Source organism: Paenarthrobacter nicotinovorans (assembly GCF_007670255.1).
Taxonomy (GTDB): domain Bacteria; phylum Actinomycetota; class Actinomycetes; order Actinomycetales; family Micrococcaceae; genus Arthrobacter; species Arthrobacter nicotinovorans_B.
On the sequence record NZ_SZVS01000004.1, the window covers coordinates 154,484 to 176,470 of the forward strand.

The window sequence follows — 21,987 nt, forward strand, 5'->3', positions numbered from 1 at the left end:
CTGTATCTGCAAGGCACTCACACGCCTGGTCGCGACGTGAGCCACATGGCATGGCGTGGTGGATGGTGTGCGCATAGCCGGTGCCGACAGCGGGAGTACCCACTCCCCATGACGCCGACCACCTCAGTGGGGTGCGGCCTCTACAGGCTACGCCTCCGTTTCACGTGAAACGGTTCCGGCCGAGCCGCGAGTGCGAGCTCTCGGAAGCAATACGCGGCTGTGGATTCAACGGTGGATAAGTCTGTGGATAACTTTGGGGATAACCATCGGCTTTGGTGAGGCTCACCCGCTCAGCTCAACTCTCCTAGGGAGCGTAGGCTCGAACGGAAAGGGGCAGCAGACGAACCGCAGAACCTGCTCCCCCTATGGCTGACGGAAGTTTCGTCGTTGAACTGGCAATTCGCCGGGTTTACAGCGGTTTTGCGCTGATTGACTATGATGAACGGCGCGCAATTGTAGGGAACACGCATCTCCACCCCGGTACACCATCAGTGCGGTCCGCAAGCAAACTCCAGTGCGAGCAGAGTGTTCGTAAGTAGTGGTGTGTGGGCAACATCATTGTCGGTGCATAACCCTGTGGATAACTTTGTGGATAAGGAGAGAGGAGCCTGTGACTAAGTTCCTCCTGGGATCGCCCGTTGAACGAGTCTGGTCGCTCGGCCGAGGCCCGAATCGAGCTATGGGGACGTCCGCTCACTTGGGGTCAATACGCAGCCTGACTATGAACGTCATGGAGTGGTGATGCTCAGCAAGATGGGCAGGGTCTGTTGGACTTGCCTACTTGGATGCAGTCCGCCGCTGTCCAACTCTCGCCGCTTCCATTCATCTGATGTATCGGGCCCCGAGTTCGATCCTCTCCAGTACGACGAGATGGGTGGTGTTGAGTCTGGTACGCTATCGCTCCCCTAGTGGCAGGCACCCCGAGACTTCTGATTTAGTCCCTCCGCAGTGGCTTGATGCGATGAATGCATTCACCGTCGACGATCCATCGTCGGGGCTCGCAGCTAACATGCTGTTTCACGTGAAACCTCATCGGCCGACGGGGGTGGCCAAGCTTGGGTTCGCAGCAGGCGCGAGAGCGAACCAAGGCGAAGCCTCGATACCCTATTTAGCAGACTGAGGATCAGTGTCTACGCGATGGACTATTCCGCGTAGGTCTGCAGGGAACGATCGCGAGGGACTGGGGGCAACAGTCCGGGATGGATCTCGGAAGCGGGATTGTCTATGTCGAATCAAACCGGATGCAGCTCCGGCCGATCCATCAAAAGTTGATGCCTGCGTGCCATGTTGATGCAATAGCCGAAGGGCAGGCGGCTATACACAGTCCGTCAGCAACGACACGAGAAGCGGCCTGGGCGAGGTAGGGAAACGTGCTTGGGGCAAGCGGGCGATTGACGGCCATTAGTCAGCAGCTTGCCTGCGGTGGGAAACGAGTGAAGGTCTGGCTGGCGCACGGAGTGCCTGTGTACATCCCAGTATTTGTTGCGGGCTTGTCCTTGGAAGTGGATCGTCATGCGCACGGAGGGAACGGCGGGCCATGAGGAGAGGCTGTTGGCTGGGTTGGCGATCCGTCGGAGGTCCAACGATGCCTGCCGGGCTGGCCGTGTTCGTGAGAAACCCTCTTGTACCGACCATTAGCGCGGGGTCTCCGTCCATTTCTAGGCGGAGGTGGTTGCTTCCTTCAAAACCACGTGCGTGGAGCGTGGCTTGAGTGAACGTCCGGTATCCGGGCTGTGATCGAACGGAGGTACCCCTGACTCGAGCTTACGTAGGCGGTTTGTTGCTCTCGTACTCTCATGTAGGTGCCGACTAAGCCGATTCTGGCTGTTCGGGCAGTAGATGTGCCCCGTCATGAGCCACCATGTTTCACGTGAAACGGCTACGCCGAGGTTCTCATCCCAAAGCAGGCCTTAGACGGCGGCCCTGATCCATCGGCGAGCCCCTCCCGCCGTCATTTAACGAAAAGGGTCTTCCGTTACAGGTGATGGGGGTTTTCGCGGCCGATCCCCTGTCCCAAGCGCCTAGGTGTCTGTTGCAGAGTAGACTCGCTGCACCTGGACTTCGCGGATTGGCTCCGCACTTGAGTAGTCTTACCTCGGAGTTGCCAACACGCCTATCCAGCCCAGGGTTGGCCATTGACGCGGGGGCTAAACGCAGACGACTGCACAAATCTTGCGGCCTTAGCCCGATGCCCTCACGCCGTCAGAAGACGAACCCAGTTGCCCGTCGAACGCGCAAGAGGGTCAGCGGAAGTGTATCCGCAGCTGGCAATAAGGGGATGAGGATTGGCAGCGGCGGTCTGACACTGGTCGGTGATTGTGTTTTTCGACTCCGGGGCGGGGATGGCTGGTGGCAACTGCGATCTCTGCCTGCAGCGGCGCAGGAATGGAAGTCGGATTGGGCTCCTTCTGGGTCTTGCGGTTTCCTGGGTCATCCGTCGATGAAAATCGTCCTATTCGGTCGAACGCGCCAGTAAGCGCCGCAGCCTCCGCTGTCCGACGCGTGGCTTTTACGGCCCAAAAGAGGCTCCTGGGGGCATATAAGGGCTGATAGGCAGCAAGAGGGTCTTATCGCTCCTGGGGGCCCACTGAGGCGTCAGCGGGCCTCTGGAGTGCCCGTCGGCATCGCTGCTGCCGCTCCTGCAAAGGTGGAATGCAGACGGTGTGCCTGGCGGTGCCTGCGGAGGGAGCTGGGCAGGCTCCGATGCAGAACGATTATTGGCTGGTGGGGCTCCTATGAGAGCTGCAATACAGCCGGCAGGCCCGGCGGCGCCTCTGTTGCTGGCCCTAGAAGTTTCAGCACGGGAGGAGTGTGACGCTGGCGTCGCTGACCCCGGGCACCCAGCATCAGCACTCCGGATGCCTTGGCGGATAGCTACTCCCTTGCTGCCAACTCAAGCTGGGTGCTATCCGTAGCTGCTCCAGGGTGCATGACCGGCGCCGTCTGCTCCGCCATAGGCTGTTTCACGTGAAACCAACCGAGGTCCCCAGAACAACGCCATTCGCGAGATATTCTGACGTGTTTCACGTGAAACGGGCACGGATCTGGCGGTGCCTCTCGTTCCCTCTTCCTTCTGATGACTACACAACACAGGGAATTGCAAAGACCACGAGCAGTCTAGGCCAAGCTCTTACGGCGGACCCATCTTGGTGACGCCACTGGCAGGGAGTCCAGGAGATGCTTCGGTACCGCTGGCCAATTGATAACGGGAGGAGCCTTCACTTCCGTAAACCCGTGGGTATCCCAGAAGGGTGGCTGGAAGTCTTGCGGTCCACACGAATGAGGATTTCGTTCCGCAACGGAATCGAGAACCGCTGCAATGTCTCACGCGGTCTGCTGGCCTCCGGGATGCCGGCAAGCTAAGAGAGGACAAGGCAAACCTCCGGTACTGCGTCACCTCGGAGGCCCCAGTCAGTCGACGCCCACAAAACGCCGTCCCCGCCCATCGAAGCTAGCCCGGATCCCTTCAAACCCAGACTCAGCCCTACCCCAGCTAGGGGAAACTGCGGAGCAACAGTTCCCGCAAGCTGAGCGCCTCCAGTGCATCCAAACATCAAAAAGCTACCCACTGATGTTGATTTCCCGCCAAGAACAGAAAAAGCCGGCCGCCCCGCCCCCTGGGGAGCAGAACGACCGGCTTTTTGAAAGAACCGAGAAGACCCTTAGGACAGGACGTCCGCGAATTCCTTCTCGAAGAACTGCTTCGGCTTGGCGCCGATCACGGTGCTCTTCACTTCTCCGCCGCTGAACAGGTAAACAGCAGGAATGGAGGTGATGCCGTACTCGGCAGCGATTGCCGGGTTGTCGTCGACGTTCAGCTTTACGACGTCGACCTTCTCGCTGTATTCAACGGAGATCTCGTCGAGGATGGGTCCGAGCTTGCGGCAGGGGCCGCACCACTCTGCCCAGAAGTCCACGATGACCGGCTTGTCGGAAGCCAGGACATCCGTGCTGAAGCTTGCGTCAGTTACGTCTTTTGCGTTGCTCATAACTTTTCCCTTCGTATGGTTGCTGGATGCAGCTTAGGAGTGCAGGTCTGCGAGGTAGTGCTCGACGTCGAGGGCCGCGACACAACCGGAACCGGAAGCCGTGATGGCCTGGCGGTACGTGGGGTCGATGACGTCGCCCGCGGCAAACACACCCTTGATGTTGGTACGGGAGCTGCGGCCCTCGACGGCGATGGTGCCTTCAGGAGTCAGCTCGACTTTGCCCTTCACCAGGTCCGTGCGCGGATCGTTTCCGATGGCGACGAAGACGCCGGAGACAGCGAGCTCGGACTGGGTTCCATCCACGAGGTTCTTCAGCTTCAGCCCGGTGACCTTGTCCCCACCGAGAACATCTTCAACAGCCGTGTTCCAGACGAAGTTGATCTTCTCGTGGGCCTGGGCGCGGTCACCCATAATCTTGGAGGCTTTGAGGGTGTCGCGGCGGTGTACTACGGTGACCGACTTGGCGAACTTGGTGAGGAAGAGTGCTTCCTCCATCGCGGAGTCGCCACCACCGATCACTGCGATGTCCTGGTCCTTGAAGAAGAAACCGTCACAGGTTGCACACCAGCTAACGCCGTGGCCTGAGAGCCTCTTTTCATTCGTCAGACCCAGCTCACGATATGCCGAGCCGGTGGACAGGATGATGGCCTTCGCCTGGAAGGTCTCCCCCGTACCGATCGTCACGGTCTTGATGTCGCCGTCGAGGTCGAGTTCTGTGACGTCCTCGAAGAGGATCTCGGTGCCGAAACGTGCGGCCTGCTTCTCGAAGTTCTCCATGAGATCCGGACCCATGATGCCATCCGGGAATCCAGGGTAGTTCTCAACGTCCGTGGTGTTCATCAGTTCGCCGCCGGCAGTGACGGAACCAGCAATGAGCAGAGGTTTCATGTTGGCGCGGGCGGTGTATACAGCGGCTGTGTAGCCGGCAGGGCCTGAACCTACGATGATGACGTCACGCACCTGCGATGCGCTGTTTTCTGCAATGCTCACGTGGCGTGAACCTCTTCCTTAGTCGATGCTGCGGCTTTCGGGGCAGCCACCTGACTCAACCCCTGATGCGTTCCAAATATTCCGTTGGAGTTGGGGACCCTAAAAGCCACCAGCATTCAGGTTACCGTCTGGGCCCCGGTCATATCTAAGCGGTGACGTTGGCGCGGGCAGCAGTAAGGGCCGCCCTGACGAATCAGAACGGCCCTTGCGGTCACATCTTTGATACGCCTACTGGACGGCGACCTCAGCGAGGCGAAGGCCGAAACCATACTGCGTCTTGGGTGCGGCCAGCTTGGGCAGCGCCTTGATGACGACAATCACGTACTGGGCCTTGGTGGGCGCAGCCAACGGAATGGTCAGTTCGGGTGACGTGAAGCTGTTGGTACCCACGAGCTTGGCACCGTCCATGGCGGGACGGTCATTGGTGAAGACGCTGATATTTCCACCGGAGCCACCGAGCTGGTTAAGGACAACGGACTTCACGTCCGCCGGTTCCTTCAGTTTGATCATGAGCGGAACTTCTTCGGACAGTCCGCCCCAGTTGGCCGTTGCGAATTCCATGTCGGACCAGTAGCTGGCAGCGTTGCCATCAAAGGCTTTGCCGAGGTCCTTATCGAACGTGGCCGCGAAGGGGAAGTTACCCAGGCGGGTGATTTCCTGAATGGCCGGCGGAGCCGCGGGCGGAGCAGTCTCCGTGGGCTGCGGCTGCTCGCTTGCAGTTTCAGAAGGCTGGGGCGCCGGCGTGCTCTGGGTAGCGGCAGGCTTGCTGCTGGGCAGGAGACTTCCCAGGTTGGTGACGGCCAGGACCAATCCCACGATCAGGACTGCTGCGAGAAGGCCTCCCACGAGCCAACGCAGCGAGCGGGGTTCCTTTTCGGGGGCTTCTTCCTCGTAGACGTCGTCTTCGTCGGAGTAGTCCTCAGTGACAGCGGACGACGCCGGGAAGCTGCTTGCCGCGCGCTCGTCACCGGATGTTCTTCCACGGTTGGAGGCCGCGGCACCCGCTGCAGAGGCACCACCAGCCGCGGCAGCACGCTCCGAGTACCCGTAGTCCTCCTCGGACCAAAGGGAAACCTTGGGCTCCGAAGCCTGCTCACGCGCGGGCGCATCCTGCGAAGGAGCTGCCTGTGAAGACACGGCTTGCGTGCGCGGCTCGGAGGGCTGAACGGACTGCGAAGACACGGCCTGTGTCGGCGGCTCAGAGGCCGAAGCGGATGTAGCGGCAGCACCGGCGTCGTTGTTCTTGGACCCGGCGTTCCTCAGTGCGGAAGCGGCGGCTGCACCAGCCGCGCCTGCCCCGGCCGCCGCAGCGGCCAGCTTGCCTGCGATGCCGCTCTTGGCCGACGAAGGATTTGCCGCCGGCATGGGCGGTACATGCGGTGCGCTGCGGGTGGGCGCAGCGGGCTCTGGCTCGTCCTGTGGCTCGGGAGCGATGGCGTAGCCGTTTTCGTCGTACTGGATGTACTCGGCCTCGTGCTCGTCATCCTCGTAGAGTCCGTCGTAGGTTTCGGGCTCATAGGTGCGTGCCTGGCCGAAGATCTCGCTGCCGAGGGTCTCCGTGAAGAACGGTTCGATGTACGGCGGGTTGGTGGCCACCACGAGGTCCAGCAGGTCCGGAGCGGTGCTGTGGTTGGTGATCAGGTAGGTGGTGTTGTCGCTGATGCCAAGGTCCAGGATCTGGACGTGCCCGGGGCGCTCCCCCGTGGCCACCTCGCGGGCGCTCTGTGCGACCTGCTCGGCGTTTCCGGGGCCGGCAACAAGGATGCTCACGGGACGGTTGAGGACCTGGTCCACGCCGTCGAGCACCTGATCTTGGTCATGCGAGGTCAACACATTGGCCGTGACCTTGTAGCGGCCGCCAAGTACTGATCCGACGTCGATCGGGTGGGACACGTGTTCCTCCTAGGCTGTCCGGGAGCTGCGGGTCCTGCACACGGATGGCCGGACGGGCCGGTTCAACCGCTTCTGCAACTACCTATATTCGTTTCTAGCCTAGCGGATTGAGGCCCGGCGCCCACGTTGGCGGCACCGGCTCACTTCCGGCGGTTCCGCGGAGCAGGGAAGTATGGATTGCGTCCAGCGTCGCCCTGATACGTCCGCCTGCCCGGCAGCGGGACCGCCGGACGGAACCTGCCGCCCTGTGCTGTGCTGGGTTCGTCTTCCTCCGGTAGATACGTCTTGGGCGCGTCCGGTTCGTTTGTTGAAGGCTGCGTGGAACGCTGTGGGGCCACCGCGGGTCCCGCACGGTACGACGCTGCATCGAACTCGCCTGAGATGCGCGGGATCAAACCGGTATCGTCCGAGACCGTGGCGCGTGCCGCCGTCGTGGGTTCCACCTCGCCGGACACCGGCGCGGGGCCGCCGCGACCCAAACGGCTCATCAGCGGGCGCAGGAGGTCGCGAAGTTCCGTGACGTGGAAAACGCGAAGCAGGACAAGGTAGGCGAGCAACATGACGGGCCCGACGACGATCACGGTCACCAGGGCGGCCGGGCGGCTGCTCCACGCGAAACCGTCGGCACGGTAGCTGCCGAGCAGCCACAACGCGATGGCACCGGCTACGGCGGATCCGAGGCCTGCGTAACCCATGCGGATGTACGAATTGGCGATGCGTGGACCGTCGAGGTGACCCAGCAGGCGCCGCAGGAATACAACGCTGATCACCACGGACAGGATGTTGCCCAAAGTGTAGAGGATGGCAATGGCGTAGATGATCTGGCCCACGGGCAGGAACTGGATGAAGAAGGCGCCCACGACATAAATCACAGCGAGCCACAACTGCACATACAGAGGCGTTCGGGCGTCCTCGTTGGCGTAGAAAACGCGGGACATCATGAAGTTGGCGCTCAGGAACGGCGTGCTGAGAGCCAGGATGGTGAGCGTTTGGGCCAACATGACACCGTCCTGCGGCTCGCCACCGGAGAAGAACATGCCCAGCGGTCCGGCCAGGGCAAACAGCGCCAAAGCCCCGAAAACGGTAGCGACGGCCATGGTCCGGAGGCCGTGCGAGAGGGCGTCGCGAAGTTCGGCTTTGTTGCCGTCCTGCGACGCGCGCGTCATGCGGTTAAAGAGGACGGTGGCCAAGGACAGGGCGATGATGGAGTGCGGCAGCAGGTACAGCTGGCTGGCAACTTCCAGCACAGCGTTGCCGGGCAGCACAGCCGCAGCTGCCCTGTCTCCGGCATTGTCCAGGCGGAGGCGCTCGGCGCCCGGGATCGTCGCGATCCTCATGATGTACAGGAACGCCAACTGCCCGACGGCGGCAGTCGCCAGCGTCCAAACGCTCAGCTTGGCGGCCTGGCCCAAGCCGACTCCGCGCCATCCGAAGCGCGGACGCAGGCCCAGGCGCAGCCGGAACACGGGAATGAGCAGGATGGCTGTTTGCGCCACCACACCGAACGTGGAGAACCCGGCAATAAGGAATGTCTGGGTCGGTCCCCAGTTGTCCAGGGTGTGCGGGTTGTGGATGTTGTCGCCAAGGATCCAGATGAACATACCCAGACCGGCGATGGCCACAAGGTTGTTGAGGATGGGTGCCCACATGGCAGGGCCGAACGCGCCGTGGGCATTCAGGACCTGGGTGAGCAGCGCATAGAGCCCGTAGAAGAAGATTTGCGGGAGGCACCACAGCGCAAAGGTGACTGCCAGCGCCTTCTGTTGCTCGGAGTAGCCCTGGGTGGTCAGATCGATGACGAGCGGAGCCGCCAGGGTCACCAGGGCTGTCAGTGCGAGGAGCACCAGCACAGCCAACGTCAGCAGCCTGCTGAGGTAGTCGGCGCCGCGGTCGGGAGCCTTGCTGGCCTTGATGATCTGCGGAACCAGGACGGCGTTGAACACGCCGCCGGCCACCAGCAGGAAGATCAGGTTCGGCAGGTTGTTCGCGTTGATGAATGTGTCATTCACCGTGGAGCCCAGGCCGAGTGCGGCACCGAGCATCCAGGTTTTGGCGAAGCCAAGGAACCGGGAAACCAGCGTTCCGGCAGCCATGATGGCGCTGGAACGGGCTTCACCGGATTGAACGGACTGGGTTGTTTTGGCTTCAGACATCGCCTTTATCGTCCCATGTACCCGGGTCAGAGATGTTCCGGCAGCACTTCCCGTGCCAGATCGGCGATGCGGCGTTCATTCGGGAAGGACAACTTTCGGGCCAATTCCTGGATGGGGACCCACGCAGCGTCCACGGCTTCCTGGTCCGGATCATTCTCGATGGTCAGCTCGCCACCCGTTGCCCTGAGCAGGAAGTGATGCACTGTTTTGTGGACCCGGTGGCCGCTCACGGTAAACCAGTAGTCGATGCTGCCCAGCGGTGCCAGGATGCTGCCCTCGATGCCGGTCTCCTCGGCGATCTCACGTACAGCAGCTTCCTCATTGTTCTCCGGGCCCTCCGGATGGCCCTTAGGCAGGCACCACTCAAGCCGGCCACCCCTGTTAAGGCGGGCGATGATCGCAACCCGGAGTTCGCCGTCGGACGTGTCAACAACAACGCCGCCCGCTGACACTTCCTCCACAGTGGGAAGCGAGGCCTGCGCCGGGTGCTGCGGGGCAGGCGCGACGTGCGCACCGATTGCCGACGGCAACGGTGCGTTTGTCCTCCTGCCTGGAGCGCTCGGTACTGGGTTGGCCATGTGGTCCACTCTAACGACTCTTGCCCCGGAGTGATGACCGGGACATGGCCACAAGGTGGACTGCAGGAGATGCCCGGCCGACGCATGCCTGATTTCGCATGGAACAGTGGCCCAATGCAGCGCAAAAATCTGCCAAGCTTAAGGAACTATGGCGCACGTATTGGACAGCTCTTCTGTTAACTTCACCATCGATCCGGTGGTGCTCGACCTCGGGCAGCGCTTTGTCGACGCCGGATTCGAGCTGTCCTTGGTGGGTGGACCGGTGCGCGACCTCTTTCTGGGGCGGACCTCCCCGGACCTTGATTTCACCACCGATGCCACGCCGGACCAGACCATCTCCGTCATCAAGAAATGGGCGGACAACTTCTGGGAAATCGGCCGGGCGTTCGGCACCATCGGGATGCGCAAAGACGGCTTCCAGATCGAAATCACCACGTACCGGGCCGAGGCCTACGATCCCGACTCGCGCAAACCCGTGGTGGCTTTCGGCAGCTCCCTGACCGATGACCTGCTGCGGCGGGACTTCACCATCAACGCCATGGCATTGCGCCTGCCAAGCCTGGAACTGGTGGATCCCTTCGGGGGCGTGCGGGATCTCCATGCGTCCGAACTCGCGACTCCCGGGGCCCCGGAGGCTTCCTTCTCCGACGATCCACTGCGGATGATGCGTGCAGCGCGTTTCGCGTCCCAGTTGGGCGTGTCGGTCCACGACGACGTCCGGCTCGCCATGTCCCAGATGGCTGACCGCATCAAGATCATCTCCGCCGAACGTGTCCGCGACGAACTGGTCAAGCTTATTAACGGAGCCCATCCGCGCGTTGGTATCGACCTGCTGGTCGACACGGGCCTCGCAGAGTTTGTGCTTCCGGAGGTGTCGGCCCTTCGGCTGGAATCGGATGAACACCACCGGCACAAGGACGTATACCAGCACTCCCTTCAGGTCCTCGAGCAAGCGGCAGCGCTGGAAACCGGTCCAGACGGCCCGGTTCCCGGCCCCGACTTCGTGCTGAGGTTCGCTGCCTTGATGCACGACGTCGGCAAGCCGGCTACGCGTCGTTTTGAACCGGGCGGCGCGGTCAGCTTCCGCCACCACGACGTCGTAGGTGCGAAGCTCACGGCCAAACGGATGAAGGCGTTGCGGTTCGACAACGACTCCATCAAGGCCGTATCCCGGCTGGTCGAACTGCACATGAGGTTTTACGGCTACGGCGACGCCGGCTGGACTGATTCGGCCGTGCGCCGTTACGTGACCGACGCCGGTCCCCTGCTGGAACGCCTGCACCGGCTTACCCGTTCGGACGTCACAACGCGCAACCAGCGCAAGGCCGACCGCCTCTCCTTCGCCTACGATGACCTTGAGCACCGCATTGCGGCGCTGCTGGAACAGGAATCGCTGGCAGCTGTCCGGCCCGACCTCGACGGAGCGCAGATCATGGCCCTGCTGGGATTGAAGCCCGGACCTGTCGTCGGCCGCGCCTACAAGTTCCTCCTCGAAGAGCGGATGGAACATGGCCCGCTGTCACCGGAGGAAGCTGAGCAGAAGCTGATGGCCTGGTGGGAAACCCAACCCGAGTCCGCCGTCGTCGAGTCTTCGACCGAAACTGAGGAGCCCGCATGAACGCTGTGACTTCCCCGCGTCCGCAACTTTGGATCCTGCGCCATGGGGAGACGGAGTGGTCCAAGAGCGGCCAATACACGGGCCTCACGGACCTTCCCCTCACCGTCGAAGGCGAGCAACAGGCCGTGGAGGCCCGCAAGATCCTGGAAGGCATTGACTTTGACCTGGTGCTGACCTCCCCGCTGAGGCGTGCCCGCAGGACCGCGGAACTGGCTGGCTACCCGGACGCTGTCCATGAGCCGCTGGCCGTGGAATGGAACTACGGCGACTACGAAGGCATCAGCTCCGACCTGATCCGCAAGGACAACCCGGACTACCTCATCTGGACTGATGGGGTACCCAACGGGGAAACACTGGATGAGGTGGCTGCCCGTGCGGACAAGATCATTGGCCGGGTACTGGAATCCGGCATGGACAATGTGCTGGTAGTGGCGCACGGACATTTCTCCCGGATTCTCACGGCACGCTGGTTGGAAATGGACGCACGCGAGGGTCGGCACTTCATCCTGGGGACCGCGAAGGTGTGCACTCTGGGTTGGGACAAACGGACGCCTGCAATTGTCCGTTGGGGCCTGTAAATCGCTAATTTATAAAAACTTTTCGCTAATTAGCCGAATGTGCTGGTCAAATCCCCGCTTGATGGGGTAGCTTATATCTTGTTCCCAGAGCGACCCGCCGGGAACGAGGCGCGCATTCACCGGTTAGTCAGCCGGGAGAATGCCACAGCAGGCTGTAAAGGCCGGAAGGAGGTTGGGAAAAATGATTACTTTGACTAGCGGACGGAAGTTGACCGTCGCTGCTACCCCGGCCTCTGCTGATGATCGACGCCATTTTAACTCTCTGACCCACTCCTGATTCACCGGACCGGCCTATTGCCGGCGGTGTTCTTGATGGCCTTCCTTCTCTTGGATGGCTGAGTAGTCAGTTGCAGGCGCGGACCCACGCAGCATGCCGCGGGTGCGCAGTTTCCCCATAGTTCGGAACCAGCTTCTTGTTGGGTGAACTGCTGGAAGCACGCGCAATAGTGCACGCGATTCAGGGTATTTCCTGATTCGGTCCGCTTAATTCCTTTATTTACCCTCGGTTATTTGTGCCTTCTTTTGGCTACGGCTTTTTTCTTGGACTCAAAGGCCTCTAATTGTTGTGCCCAAATATCGGTGGAAACCTGTGAAAGGAGGTGAACCATGCGAAAACGCCCCGAAGAGATGCGCTTCTACAAGAGCGGCAACGCTCCCAAGGACCGCACACTGTTCAACGGACAGCTGCTCGACCAGCGTCGTGAAGATGTTTACGTTGTCCTGCACCAGATGGGACTCATCCGTTGATTCCCTGAGCCGGCCACGAAGGAGTTCAGATGCCACACATTCATGCTGAACCTCATGGAGCCCACGCGGCTACGCGTGGGCTCCCCCTTTTAACTGGGTGGTATATGCGCCTGACTGTAAGCTCGGTTCATGCAGGAGACAATGCCACACCGGCAACTGAAACGTGGCCGCTTTGTTGTTCCCAGCCGCAATGACTCTTTGCTTCGCAACTTCACGGAGCTGGTGGGTGGCCCGTTAGGCAAGCATTCGTCTCCCGGGGAAGTTTCCCCCCACCCGTTCACGGTTGAGCGGGTGCTCATCATCCTTACCGTCATAGCTGCGCTCTTGGCTGTGCTGGCAAAGGACTACTGCCGCGTCAACGGTTGGGAAACCCCCGGCCAGTTCTATGCCACCTGCTATTCCGACTTCCCTGAGCTGTTCAAGAACCGCGGTCTGGGCGACGGTGTGTTTCCGTTCTTCACTCCGGGGAGCCTGTTTGAATACCCGGTCCTCATGGGGATCATCGCCGGGGTGACTGCGCTGATGGTTCCCGGCACTGGTGTGGGAAACGAACGGATTCTCGGCTACTTCGACGTCAACGCCACCCTGATCGTGGCTGTTTGGATCGTCACTGTCCTGCTGACAGCCCGGATCAACAAACGCCGGCCGTGGGATGCCGCCATGGTGGCCGTTGCCCCGGGGATCATTCTGGCCGGCTTCATCAACTGGGACATGTGGGCTGTAGGTTTGCTGGCCCTGGGCATGTACTTCTTCTCCCGTGACAAGTTGGTCCTTGCCGGTGTGTGCATCGGCCTGGGAACCGCCACCAAGCTGTACCCAATTTTGATCCTCGGCGCAGTCCTGGTCCTTGCCCTGCGGAGTGGAAAGCTGCGGGTCTTCTTCGTCACGGCCGGAGCTGCTTTGGCTTCGTGGTTGGCTGTGAACCTGCCCCTCGCGGCATTGAATCCTTCCGGGTGGCGCTACTTCTTCGAATTTACGCAATCACGTCCCGCCGGTTACAGCTCGCCCTGGTTCGCCTACAACCTGGTGGCGGACAGGCTCCATTGGACGCAGATGAACGCGGCAACCATCAACACGCTGGCGCTCTACCTCTTCATTGCTGCCTGCGCGCTCATTGGAGTCCTCGCTGTCAGCGCCCCGCGCCGGCCGCGTATAGCCCAGCTGGCCTTCCTGATTGTGGCCGCCTTCATCCTCACCAACAAGGTCTACTCCCCCCAGTTCGTCATCTGGCTGATCCCGCTCCTGGCTCTTGCGCGGCCCCGCTGGCGGGACTTCCTCATCTGGCAGGCCGCCGAGGGCCTCCATTGGGCCGCTATCTGGATGTACCTGGGCCAGGCCACCAGCGGCGGATCCGTCCAGCACAACATCGATATGTCCTACTACGTTTTGGCCGTGGGACTGCACATGGTGGTCACGGCATATTTGATGGCCCGCGTCGTCATGGACATCTGGGATCCAGCCCAGGACCCCCTCCGGCTGGCAAGTCAGGACGACCCCCATGGGGGCCCCTTTGACGGTGCCCGGGATTGGCTGCGTATAGATCTTTTCCGTCCTTCGCGTTCCGTATTCCCATGGGCATCCAAGCCTGCCGCCGCAGCCGCCGGATCTGCAGAAGGCCAGCGATCGGAGGTGAAGAGCGATGGTTGATGTCGCCGTCGTCGGAGCCGGCCCGAACGGGCTCGCAGCGGCAGTGGTCATGGCCCGTGCCGGACTGGAGGTGAAGGTCTACGAGGCCGCCTCGGATATTGGCGGCGGATCGAGGACCAGCGAATTGCTGGAGCCCGGGTACCTGTACGACGTATGCTCGGCGGTGCATCCGATGGCCTTGGCCTCACCGTTCTTCCGGGCGTTCGAACTGTCCCGCCGCGTGGAGCTTCGCGTCCCCGAGGTCCAGCACGGCACTCCCTTGGACAGCGGCGGAGCTGCTTTGGCCTACCAGTCCTTGGAGCGGACCGTTGAGGAATTGGGAGTGGACGGTCCCGCCTATGGACGGTTACTGGGTCCCCTTCTGGCTCGGGTGGACGGTGTTGTGGAGTTCACCTCGAACCAACTGTTGCGCCTGCCGAGGGACCCGCTGGCGGCCGTCTTGTTCGGGTTGGCCACCCTTGACCAGGGCACGCCTCTTTGGGGCCGCCGGTTCCGCGAGGATGCCGCTCCGGCTCTTCTGACCGGTGTGATGTCGCATGCGCTGGGCTCGCAACCTTCGCTCAGTTCCACGGGCGCCGGATTGTTGCTCAGCGTCCTTGCCCACGCGTGGGGTTGGCCCGTACCCGTGGGCGGTTCGATCTCCATTGCGAGGGCCATGGCGGATGATCTGAGCGCGCACGGTGGAACCATCCAAGTGGGTGAGCGGGTTGATTCGCTGGACCAGGTCCGTCCAGCGAAGGCCATCCTGCTCGACGTGGCTCCGCCTACCTTGGCCCGCCTCGGCGGGGCCGAAATCCCGGACAAGTACAGGCATTCCCTGGAAACATTTCGTTTCGGGAATGCAGCTTGCAAGGTCGATTTCATTCTTTCCGGTCCGGTGCCCTGGCAGGACGCCGGCTTGGCCAAGGCCGGGACAGTGCATGTGGGCGGTTCGCGGAGGGCCATGGCCGAGTCGGAGAACCTCGTGGACATGGGCAGATATCCGTCTGAGCCTTACGTTCTGGTTTCCCAGCCGTCAATGCTGGATGAATCCCGTGCCCCTCAAGGGCGGCATGTCCTGTGGACCTACTGCCACGTTCCGAAGAATTCCACTATTGACATGGCCGAGGCCGTCACTGCCCGGATTGAACGGTATGCACCCGGCTTCCGCGACGTCGTGGTGGCGTCAAAAACCACGACGGCGGCGGAACTGTCCGCCTATAACGAAAACTACGTGGGTGGGGACTTCAGTGCGGGAATGTTGGACCTCCGAGGCTTGGTACAGCGGCCCGTGGTTTCCAATGTCCCGTGGAGGACTCCCATGCCCGGCGTCTACCTGTGTTCGTCGTCAACGCCGCCCGGACCCGGCGTTACAGGAATGCCCGGGTACCATGCCGCGAAACATGCCCTCAAGGACATATTCAAGACGACGGTACCCGGGCTTGGCCTGGGGCTTTAGCGTTGGCCGGTCTTACTTTGCGTCCGGCCGGTGCTAGTTTGCCGCAGTGAAACGGGCGCGGCGGTGGGCCGGGCTTTCGATCTCGTCCAGCATGGCTACCGCGTAGTCCTGCGTGGAGATGGTGCTGCCTGCCGGTGAATCCTTGGCAACGTTGTATGCACCGGTACGTTCGCCGGGCTGGATGACGGGTGCAGGCGCCAGAACGGTCCAGTCGAGGGATTCGGGGGTCTGCTTCACGGCTTCGAGCGCCTTGGCTGCAGTGGTGGCCTCGGCTTTGTAGGCCTCGGGGAAGTCCGGGGAGTCGAGGAGTCGGACGCCGTCGATTTCCAGGGTTCCGGCGCCGCCCACGATCATCAGGCGCGTGCCTTCGGCGTTGCTGAAAGCGGTAGCCATGGCGTCGAGCCATTCTGAGTGGTCCCCGCCGGTGCGGCTGGGACCCGTAGCCAGCACGACGACGTCGTGGTCTTTTGCGACGGAAGCGAAGGTCTGTGCGTCGGCCTGGTCCGCAGCCTGGGCTGCAGCACCGGGAACCTCGGCGCCCTTGCGGGAGATAGCGGTGACCTTGTGGCCCCGGTTGATGGATTCATTGACGATCTGGCTACCGACCATGCCCGTAGCGCCGTAGACTGCGATTTTCATTGCTCTCCTTGGGGTTGCTATCCTTGCAATGCAACAAAGGTATCTATTGGATACCGATAGCTTCAAAGGAACTCAGTTACCTCATGGATACTAAAGACCTCCCCGCCAACATCATGGACCCCAACTGCCCGTCGCGCGTGATCTTCCAGCGCATCGGTGACAAGTGGGCCTCGCTGGTGATTCAGGTGCTTGGCGACGGGCCGGTCCGTTTCTCCGAGCTGCGCAAAATGGTCAATGTGGTGACTCCCAAGGTCCTGACCCAAACGCTGCGTACTTTGGAGCGGGACGGCCTCATAACAAGGACTGTCTTCGCGCAGGTGCCGCCCCGCGTGGACTACCAGCTCACGCCCATGGGTGAGTCGCTGCTGCAACCTCTTTCCCTGCTGCGTGAATGGGCCGAGAGCCACGTCCCCACCATCATGGAGGCCCGGGATGCCTACGACGATGCACAGGACCAAGCCCTCCTCGCCACACCCAACTAGGGGACAGCTCTTGCTCCAATGAGGCTCCGTAGCGACGTTTGCTGTCCCTTAGTTGGGCAGGGGGGACGGGACTGACGCGCGGCTGATCCGTCCGTCCCGCATGGTCGTGACTGCGTCGGTGAGGGGCAGGAACTCCGTGTCGTGCGTGACCATGACCGTCGCTGTCTGGAACTCGTCTGTCACCTGGCGAAGGAGCCTGACGATCGACTCGCTCCGTTCGTGATCCAGCGCGGCCGTGGGTTCATCCACCAGCAGTACCGTCGGCTTGCCCATGAGGGCCCGGGCGATGTTCACGCGTTGCCGCTGCCCACCGGACAATTGGTGCGGCCTCTTGTGGAGGGCCGCGGAAAGACCCACGACGTCGAGCAGCTGCTCCGCCTCGCGCCGGGCCTCCTTCGCCCGGTTGCCGCGCAGATGCTCGCGGACCATCAACTGTTCGACGGCGGTCAGTGACGGCAGGAGGTTCGGTTGCTGGAAGATGATGCCCACCTTGTCACGGCGCAGGGCCGTGCGTTCGGCCTCCTTGAGGGCAGCGACATCCTGTCCATCAATGATGACGAGCCCGGCCGTGGGCTTGATGAGGGTGGCGGCCACGGCAAGCAGCGAAGACTTGCCAGAGCCGGAGGGTCCAACCAGTGAGAGGAATTCTCCGCGGGCAACGCTCAGATCCACGGAGTCCAGCGCCTTGAGCGTGGAGCCGCCATCGGGGTATTCGAGGGAAACGTTGATAAGACCAAGTGCAGTGTTCATGGGATATGCCTTTCGAGGAATGTTTTAGTTGCCGCCGAGAGCCAGCAGTGGATCAACCGTGGCAACCTTGCGGACCGCCAGTACTGCTCCGGCCAGGCCAAGGATGACGATCCCCGCCACGGGCAGCAGGGTGGTGAGCGGCGTGACCAGGAACGGCGCTGCTTTGGCCGCAAGGGCTCCCCCGGCCAGCCCCACGAGTCCCCCCAGCGCCGCGCCCGCGAGCAACACGAGTGCTGCCTGGGCCAAGGCATCGCGCAGGACGTAACCGGAGGACGCGCCCAAGGCTTTGAGAACGGCGATGTCGCGGGTTCGCTGAACCGTCCACACCGTCAGGAAGGCCACGATCACCAAGGCCGAGATTCCATAGAGGAAGGCCTGCATCAGGAGCAGGGAGCCGTTCTCGCTCTTGTATGACGCCAACGCTTGGAACGATCCGGTCCGGTCCGTGCTGACCGTGCCGGCCGCAGCGTTGGCGGCGTCGACGTCCACGGAGGTTCCGCCGTCGTAAGTTATGGCGAGGACGGTGGCCGTACCCGGTGCGGCGTGGGCGACTGAACGCCACGTGTCCAGGGTGGTCCATACAACGCCCGTGTGCGAGTACCACTGGTCCTCCACAACATCTGAGACCGTCAGGTCAGTACCGCCCAGGCGGAGCCGGCTGCCCTTCGTCAGGCCGAGGTCCTTGGCCAGGGTTCCGCCTACGACGACGGTCCCGTCCTCCACAGCCACTGGACCGTTGGCTCCACCGAAGACCGCGACGTTGGCGGTGCCGTTCGGGGTGCCGCCGTCGGCCAAGGACTGGACACGGGATTGGCTGATGCCGAGGGCCTCCACCGAGCTCACGCCTGCCTGCTCGCGCCAGGTCTGAAGCTGGGTCGCGGAGACTTCCGATTCCGTGTACGACGCTTTCGCTTCACCGCCCGCGGGCGCTCCAAAGGCGATCTGCTGTACGGGAAGGGCGGCAATGGCCGAGGTGGACTGGTTGCCCAATCCCGCGGTCAGCCCGGAAAGCATGACGAGCAGCAACGTGATGAGTGCGACCACGCTGCCCATGAGGGCGAATCGGCCCTTGGCGAAGCGGATGTCGCGGATGGCGAGAAACATCGGATTCCTTCTGTTGGATACGGGCTTGGTCCCGTGCTTTCAACTCTTCCGGCCAAGCGCCCTCCGGACATCGGGAGGCGGATGGATTCACAGGCGTCGAGCGGTTGAAAGGGGAATCAACCGAATGGTTGATTCGGGCCTTGCAGCAGGGATTTCGGGCCTGTGGGCGGAGGGCCGGGGATACGCTGGAAGGCATGCAGTCCCCCACCGGTTCCGCCACGATCCTCCGCGTGCTGCGCGTGAGCCTGCACGTCGGTTTCGCGGTGCTGTTGCTGGTGGCGATCGTCCGGTTGCTGGCCGGCGTCGGCCCCACAGGTGCGCCTTCCCCGGTTGCCGTGAGCGCCGGTTTGGGCCTTTCCGCATTGTTGGCCTTGGTGTACCTCGCAGGAACCGTGCTGGAGAAGCGGCACGCCAGCGATCCCTCCAGGTTCAACCCAGGGCCCTACGCGCTGTGGTGGCTGGCTGCGGTCATGGCGCTCTGGCTGCTGCTGCTCCTGGTCAGTGGTGACTTCGCCTGGGTGGCCTTCCCTCTGTTCTTCCTGCAGCTGCATCTGCTTCCGCGGCGCCTGGCCTTGCCGGCCATCGCGGTGAGCACCGCCTTGTTGGTGGGTGCCCTGTGGTTCCACAGCAGGGGAACTGCCGACGGCGGCCTGCAGCTCGCGATGGTGCTGGGACCCGTGTTCGGGGCGGCATTCGCGGTGGTCACCGGGCTCGCTTACCGGGCCCTGTTCCTGGAAGCCGAGAACCAGCGTCTGGTCGCCGACGAACTGCGCCGTACGCGCGACGAACTGGCCAAAACACAGCACGACGCCGGCATGCTCGCCGAGCGCGAACGCCTCGCCCGCGAAATCCACGACACCTTGGCGCAAGGCTTTTCCAGCATCGTCCTCATGGGCCGCTCCGCCGAGAAAGCCCTTGACAGCGGCGATGTGGAGACCGCGAAGGAGCGGTTGGGCATTGTGCAGGACACGGCATCGGCCAACCTGTCCGAGGCCCGCAGTTTCGTACGGGGGCTGCGGTCGCCCGATCTTGAACAGTCCGGCCTGGTGGATACGCTGCGGCGGCTCTGTGAGAAGACCGAAACCGAGGCGGCCGCCCGTGGAACGGCGTTGCGATGCCGGTTTGAGGTAGTGGGCACCCCTGTGGAACTCCCGAACACCTACCAGACCACCCTGCTCCGGGCTGCCCAAGCCTCCCTCGCGAACGTGTGGGCGCACGCCAAGGCGCGTGCCGCCGTCGTGACCCTGTCTTTCCTTGGCACTGAGGTGACGCTGGATGTTTTCGATGACGGAATCGGTTTTGAACCGACGACGGCGGACGGTACAGCACGCGGCGACGGCACCGGCGTCGGGCTTCTGAGCCTGCGCGAACGGCTGGCGGCGCTGGATGGCACGCTGGACCTCGAGTCGGCGCCAGGTGAGGGGACGGTGGTGGCCATCCGCGTGCCGCTGCCGAGCGGGGACGAGGCGGAATGAGCGACATCCGGGTTCTGCTGGTTGACGATCATCCGGTGGTCAGGGCTGGGCTGCGTGCCATGTTGAGCGATTTTCCAGGCGTACTCGTGGTGGCTGAGGCTGCAGACGGTGACGCTGCGCTGGCCGAGTTGAGCAGGCTCCATACGCTCGGGGAGCCCGTGGATCTGGTGCTGATGGATCTGCAGATGGGCAGTGGAATGGACGGAGTGACAGCCACGGAAAAGATCAAGGCCGGGGAGGCCGGAACTCCCCCGCCGCCGGTCCTGATTCTGACCACGTACGATACCGACGCCGACATCCTCGCCGCTGTGGAGGCCGGGGCCAGTGGGTACATGCTCAAGGATGCGCCCCCGGAACAGATCCGGCAGGCCGTCCTGTCCGCCGCTGCGGGCCAGACGGCTTTGGCGCCCGAAGTTGCGGCCAGATTGATGGGGCGGATCAGGAACCCTTCGCCGGTTCTCAGCGCCAGGGAGGTCCAGTTGTTGGAGCTGCTTGCCACGGGGATGAGCAATCGAGCCATGGCCAAGCAGCTCTTCATTTCCGAAGCCACCGTAAAGACACATTTGGTCCACATCTACTCCAAGCTCGGGGTGGACAACCGTACTGCGGCAATCGCTGCAGCAACCCAGCGCCGGATCATCCGCGGGCACTGATTAGCCGCACCGCTACCGGTGCCACCAGCTCCGTCACCGCAGAGAATCCCGCATATAACAGGCGGGGGTCAACTATCGCGCCGACAACATGCCCTCTATTCGAATATATGCTCGGGTTACCCGTTATTTAGTGGACTGACAAAACAAGCCGCGGCTGGGACAGGCCCGCGATGTACGCGCAGAAAGACTCTTACCGCCGCATTGGAAAAGCCTTAGGAGTCCCTGAAATCAGGGTTCGCCGCGCTCTGGCCTCAAAGAGGGTTGAATGTCATGCTTAGCCCGTACGTATAGCAGCGGAGGCACGTATAGGGGGAATAGCAATGTTCGGAATCAGAACTCGAGAGCTGAACGGGCCACCCCACGGGATGTACTTCAGCGTCGATAGTCACGCCCAGCCACTGAAGATGCTCCTGTTTGTCCGTTGTGCATGGACCCTGGCACAGGAACTGGACATTCCAGATCTTTATCCCGCTCCTGATGTTGGATCGTCTGCCTTGCCCGATGATGAGACCAAGGAGATCTGGGAGCGGCGGTGGGTGCGGGAATGGGAAAGGGCTTGGGAATGGTACGACACCCGCGAAGCCCAAATTGCCCCGATTTCGCAGGAAGAGATGGGCCGGCTCTCCCGTTCGGGACAGCCCTTGAACCCGGCTGTTCCGCCCTTTTGGGTGACCAAGTACGGTATGGCGGGGCTCGATTGGGCGGCTTTCAGTCGATGGGATGAACTAACAACAACAACCGATTCCAGTTTCATTCCGAAACTGAAGGGATCGGAGATAAGAAGTGCCGGAATAAGGAATATTACCGTCCTTCCATACTCTGGTTATTTTGCGGAGCGGCGCAATGTAACCCATATTGTCATCTCCGGAGAAACTATAAAGGATGCTGATCTTTTCCGAAGGGCCTTTGAATAGGCAATTTCCACAAGAAATTTGGCCCTTGGCTTGTACTCTGGGGGCGAATTTCGGCTGCATCGTGGAGTATTCTTTCTTCAGTTCTCCATGAGTAAGTAGTTTATCTAGGAATAAGAATTCGTTTGGCCCTGCCTGATGTCACTGCTACTTTTCATTCTGGCTCTTGCTGGACATTAAACAGTTCACGGGACCATTCCCGGAGGTCTCAGGTCCGGAGGGAGTTAAGAACGCGGGCGTGTAGTTCATGCCGTGATGTGCTCTGTGTCTTACGAGGGCCGCGGTAGTCGTATCTTCGACTGTTCGAGGACGGATCCCCGAGTTTTAAGCAATTTCAGTGTT

At 61.9% G+C, this 21,987-nt stretch carries 17 protein-coding genes; 9 read left to right on the forward strand and 8 right to left on the reverse strand.

The annotated features are described in order from the left end of the window. Positions 1-3,662: 3,662 nt before the first annotated feature. The 5 genes from trxA to FDP28_RS07930 all read right to left on the reverse strand — a co-directional run bounded on the left by trxA (position 3,663) and on the right by FDP28_RS07930 (position 9,555). Complete coding sequence (gene trxA / locus FDP28_RS07910) at positions 3,663-3,989, reverse strand: thioredoxin (RefSeq protein WP_144660274.1); 327 nt, start codon at positions 3,987-3,989, stop codon at positions 3,663-3,665. 33 nt (positions 3,990-4,022) lie between these two features. Next, complete coding sequence (gene trxB, locus FDP28_RS07915; protein WP_144660277.1) at positions 4,023-4,979, reverse strand: thioredoxin-disulfide reductase; 957 nt, start codon at positions 4,977-4,979, stop codon at positions 4,023-4,025. A gap of 228 nt (positions 4,980-5,207) precedes the next feature. Beyond that, entirely contained in the window at positions 5,208-6,872 is a 1,665-nt protein-coding gene (locus tag FDP28_RS07920; protein WP_144660279.1) for a discoidin domain-containing protein, read from the reverse strand. A 140-nt stretch (positions 6,873-7,012) separates the two neighbouring features. Next, entirely contained in the window at positions 7,013-9,025 is a 2,013-nt protein-coding gene (murJ, locus tag FDP28_RS07925) for a murein biosynthesis integral membrane protein MurJ (protein WP_144660281.1), read from the reverse strand. Positions 9,026-9,051: 26 nt separating this feature from the next. After that, complete coding sequence (locus FDP28_RS07930; protein ID WP_144660755.1) at positions 9,052-9,555, reverse strand: NUDIX hydrolase; 504 nt, start codon at positions 9,553-9,555, stop codon at positions 9,052-9,054. A gap of 196 nt (positions 9,556-9,751) precedes the next feature. Here FDP28_RS07930 and FDP28_RS07935 point away from each other — a divergent pair, with 196 nt between their 5' ends. The 5 genes from FDP28_RS07935 (at position 9,752) to FDP28_RS07950 (ending at position 15,631) form a co-directional block, all read left to right on the forward strand. After that, a complete protein-coding gene (locus tag FDP28_RS07935; RefSeq protein WP_144660283.1) occupies positions 9,752-11,221 on the forward strand; it encodes a CCA tRNA nucleotidyltransferase in 1,470 nt (489 codons plus the stop codon). Further along, complete coding sequence (locus FDP28_RS07940; protein WP_144660287.1) at positions 11,218-11,799, forward strand: histidine phosphatase family protein; 582 nt, start codon at positions 11,218-11,220, stop codon at positions 11,797-11,799. Before FDP28_RS07935 ends, FDP28_RS07940 begins: the two co-directional genes overlap by 4 nt. A gap of 606 nt (positions 11,800-12,405) precedes the next feature. Continuing rightward, positions 12,406-12,546 (forward strand): hypothetical protein, encoded by a 141-nt coding sequence (locus FDP28_RS20500; RefSeq protein ID WP_186313551.1) that lies wholly within the window; start codon positions 12,406-12,408, stop codon positions 12,544-12,546. Positions 12,547-12,675: 129 nt separating this feature from the next. Continuing rightward, on the forward strand, positions 12,676-14,193 hold the full coding sequence (locus FDP28_RS07945) for a glycosyltransferase family 87 protein (protein WP_144660289.1): 1,518 nt from the start codon (positions 12,676-12,678) through the stop codon (positions 14,191-14,193). Continuing rightward, a complete protein-coding gene (locus FDP28_RS07950) occupies positions 14,186-15,631 on the forward strand; it encodes a phytoene desaturase family protein (protein ID WP_144660291.1) in 1,446 nt (481 codons plus the stop codon). The genes FDP28_RS07945 and FDP28_RS07950 overlap by 8 nt, the downstream gene beginning before the upstream one ends. 33 nt (positions 15,632-15,664) lie before the next feature. Here FDP28_RS07950 and FDP28_RS07955 read toward each other — a convergent pair whose 3' ends face one another. Next, positions 15,665-16,270, reverse strand: a complete 606-nt coding sequence (locus FDP28_RS07955) for an NAD(P)-dependent oxidoreductase (protein WP_144660294.1) — start codon at positions 16,268-16,270, stop codon at positions 15,665-15,667. Between the two features lie 83 nt (positions 16,271-16,353). Here FDP28_RS07955 and FDP28_RS07960 point away from each other — a divergent pair, with 83 nt between their 5' ends. Further along, positions 16,354-16,752, forward strand: coding sequence for a winged helix-turn-helix transcriptional regulator (locus tag FDP28_RS07960; protein WP_144660297.1), 399 nt, complete (start codon positions 16,354-16,356; stop codon positions 16,750-16,752). 48 nt (positions 16,753-16,800) lie between these two features. On the opposite strand, the gene FDP28_RS07965 is transcribed toward FDP28_RS07960, so the two are convergent. Then, the gene (locus FDP28_RS07965; protein WP_144660300.1) at positions 16,801-17,502 is read right to left on the reverse strand and encodes an ABC transporter ATP-binding protein; all 702 of its coding nucleotides are present in this window, start codon (positions 17,500-17,502) and stop codon (positions 16,801-16,803) included. 24 nt (positions 17,503-17,526) lie between these two features. Continuing rightward, entirely contained in the window at positions 17,527-18,606 is a 1,080-nt protein-coding gene (locus FDP28_RS07970; protein ID WP_144660302.1) for an ABC transporter permease, read from the reverse strand. A gap of 194 nt (positions 18,607-18,800) precedes the next feature. On the opposite strand from FDP28_RS07970, the gene FDP28_RS07975 reads away from it, so the two are divergent. From FDP28_RS07975 to FDP28_RS07985, 3 genes are all read left to right on the forward strand, one after another. Further along, complete coding sequence (locus FDP28_RS07975) at positions 18,801-20,081, forward strand: sensor histidine kinase (RefSeq protein ID WP_144660304.1); 1,281 nt, start codon at positions 18,801-18,803, stop codon at positions 20,079-20,081. Continuing rightward, a complete protein-coding gene (locus FDP28_RS07980) occupies positions 20,078-20,734 on the forward strand; it encodes a response regulator (protein WP_144660306.1) in 657 nt (218 codons plus the stop codon). The genes FDP28_RS07975 and FDP28_RS07980 overlap by 4 nt, the downstream gene beginning before the upstream one ends. Positions 20,735-21,054: 320 nt before the next feature. After that, positions 21,055-21,648 (forward strand): hypothetical protein, encoded by a 594-nt coding sequence (locus FDP28_RS07985; protein ID WP_144660309.1) that lies wholly within the window; start codon positions 21,055-21,057, stop codon positions 21,646-21,648. Positions 21,649-21,987: the final 339 nt, after the last annotated feature.

Bases quoted from the DNA above. Each gene is read 5' to 3' on its own strand.
- FDP28_RS07985 (WP_144660309.1), top strand. From the start codon at position 21,055: ATGTTCGGAATCAGAACTCGAGAGCTGAACGGGCCACCCCACGGGATG.
- FDP28_RS07980 (WP_144660306.1), top strand. From the start codon at position 20,078: ATGAGCGACATCCGGGTTCTGCTGGTTGACGATCATCCGGTGGTCAGG.
- FDP28_RS07975 (WP_144660304.1), top strand. From the start codon at position 18,801: ATGCAGTCCCCCACCGGTTCCGCCACGATCCTCCGCGTGCTGCGCGTG.
- FDP28_RS07945 (WP_144660289.1), top strand. From the start codon at position 12,676: ATGCAGGAGACAATGCCACACCGGCAACTGAAACGTGGCCGCTTTGTT.
- trxA (WP_144660274.1), bottom strand. From the start codon at position 3,989: ATGAGCAACGCAAAAGACGTAACTGACGCAAGCTTCAGCACGGATGTC.
- murJ (WP_144660281.1), bottom strand. From the start codon at position 9,025: ATGTCTGAAGCCAAAACAACCCAGTCCGTTCAATCCGGTGAAGCCCGT.
- FDP28_RS07955 (WP_144660294.1), bottom strand. From the start codon at position 16,270: ATGAAAATCGCAGTCTACGGCGCTACGGGCATGGTCGGTAGCCAGATC.
- FDP28_RS07950 (WP_144660291.1), top strand. From the start codon at position 14,186: ATGGTTGATGTCGCCGTCGTCGGAGCCGGCCCGAACGGGCTCGCAGCG.
- FDP28_RS07935 (WP_144660283.1), top strand. From the start codon at position 9,752: ATGGCGCACGTATTGGACAGCTCTTCTGTTAACTTCACCATCGATCCG.
- FDP28_RS07965 (WP_144660300.1), bottom strand. From the start codon at position 17,502: ATGAACACTGCACTTGGTCTTATCAACGTTTCCCTCGAATACCCCGAT.
- FDP28_RS07960 (WP_144660297.1), top strand. From the start codon at position 16,354: ATGGATACTAAAGACCTCCCCGCCAACATCATGGACCCCAACTGCCCG.
- FDP28_RS07940 (WP_144660287.1), top strand. From the start codon at position 11,218: ATGAACGCTGTGACTTCCCCGCGTCCGCAACTTTGGATCCTGCGCCAT.
- FDP28_RS07970 (WP_144660302.1), bottom strand. From the start codon at position 18,606: ATGTTTCTCGCCATCCGCGACATCCGCTTCGCCAAGGGCCGATTCGCC.
- FDP28_RS20500 (WP_186313551.1), top strand. From the start codon at position 12,406: ATGCGAAAACGCCCCGAAGAGATGCGCTTCTACAAGAGCGGCAACGCT.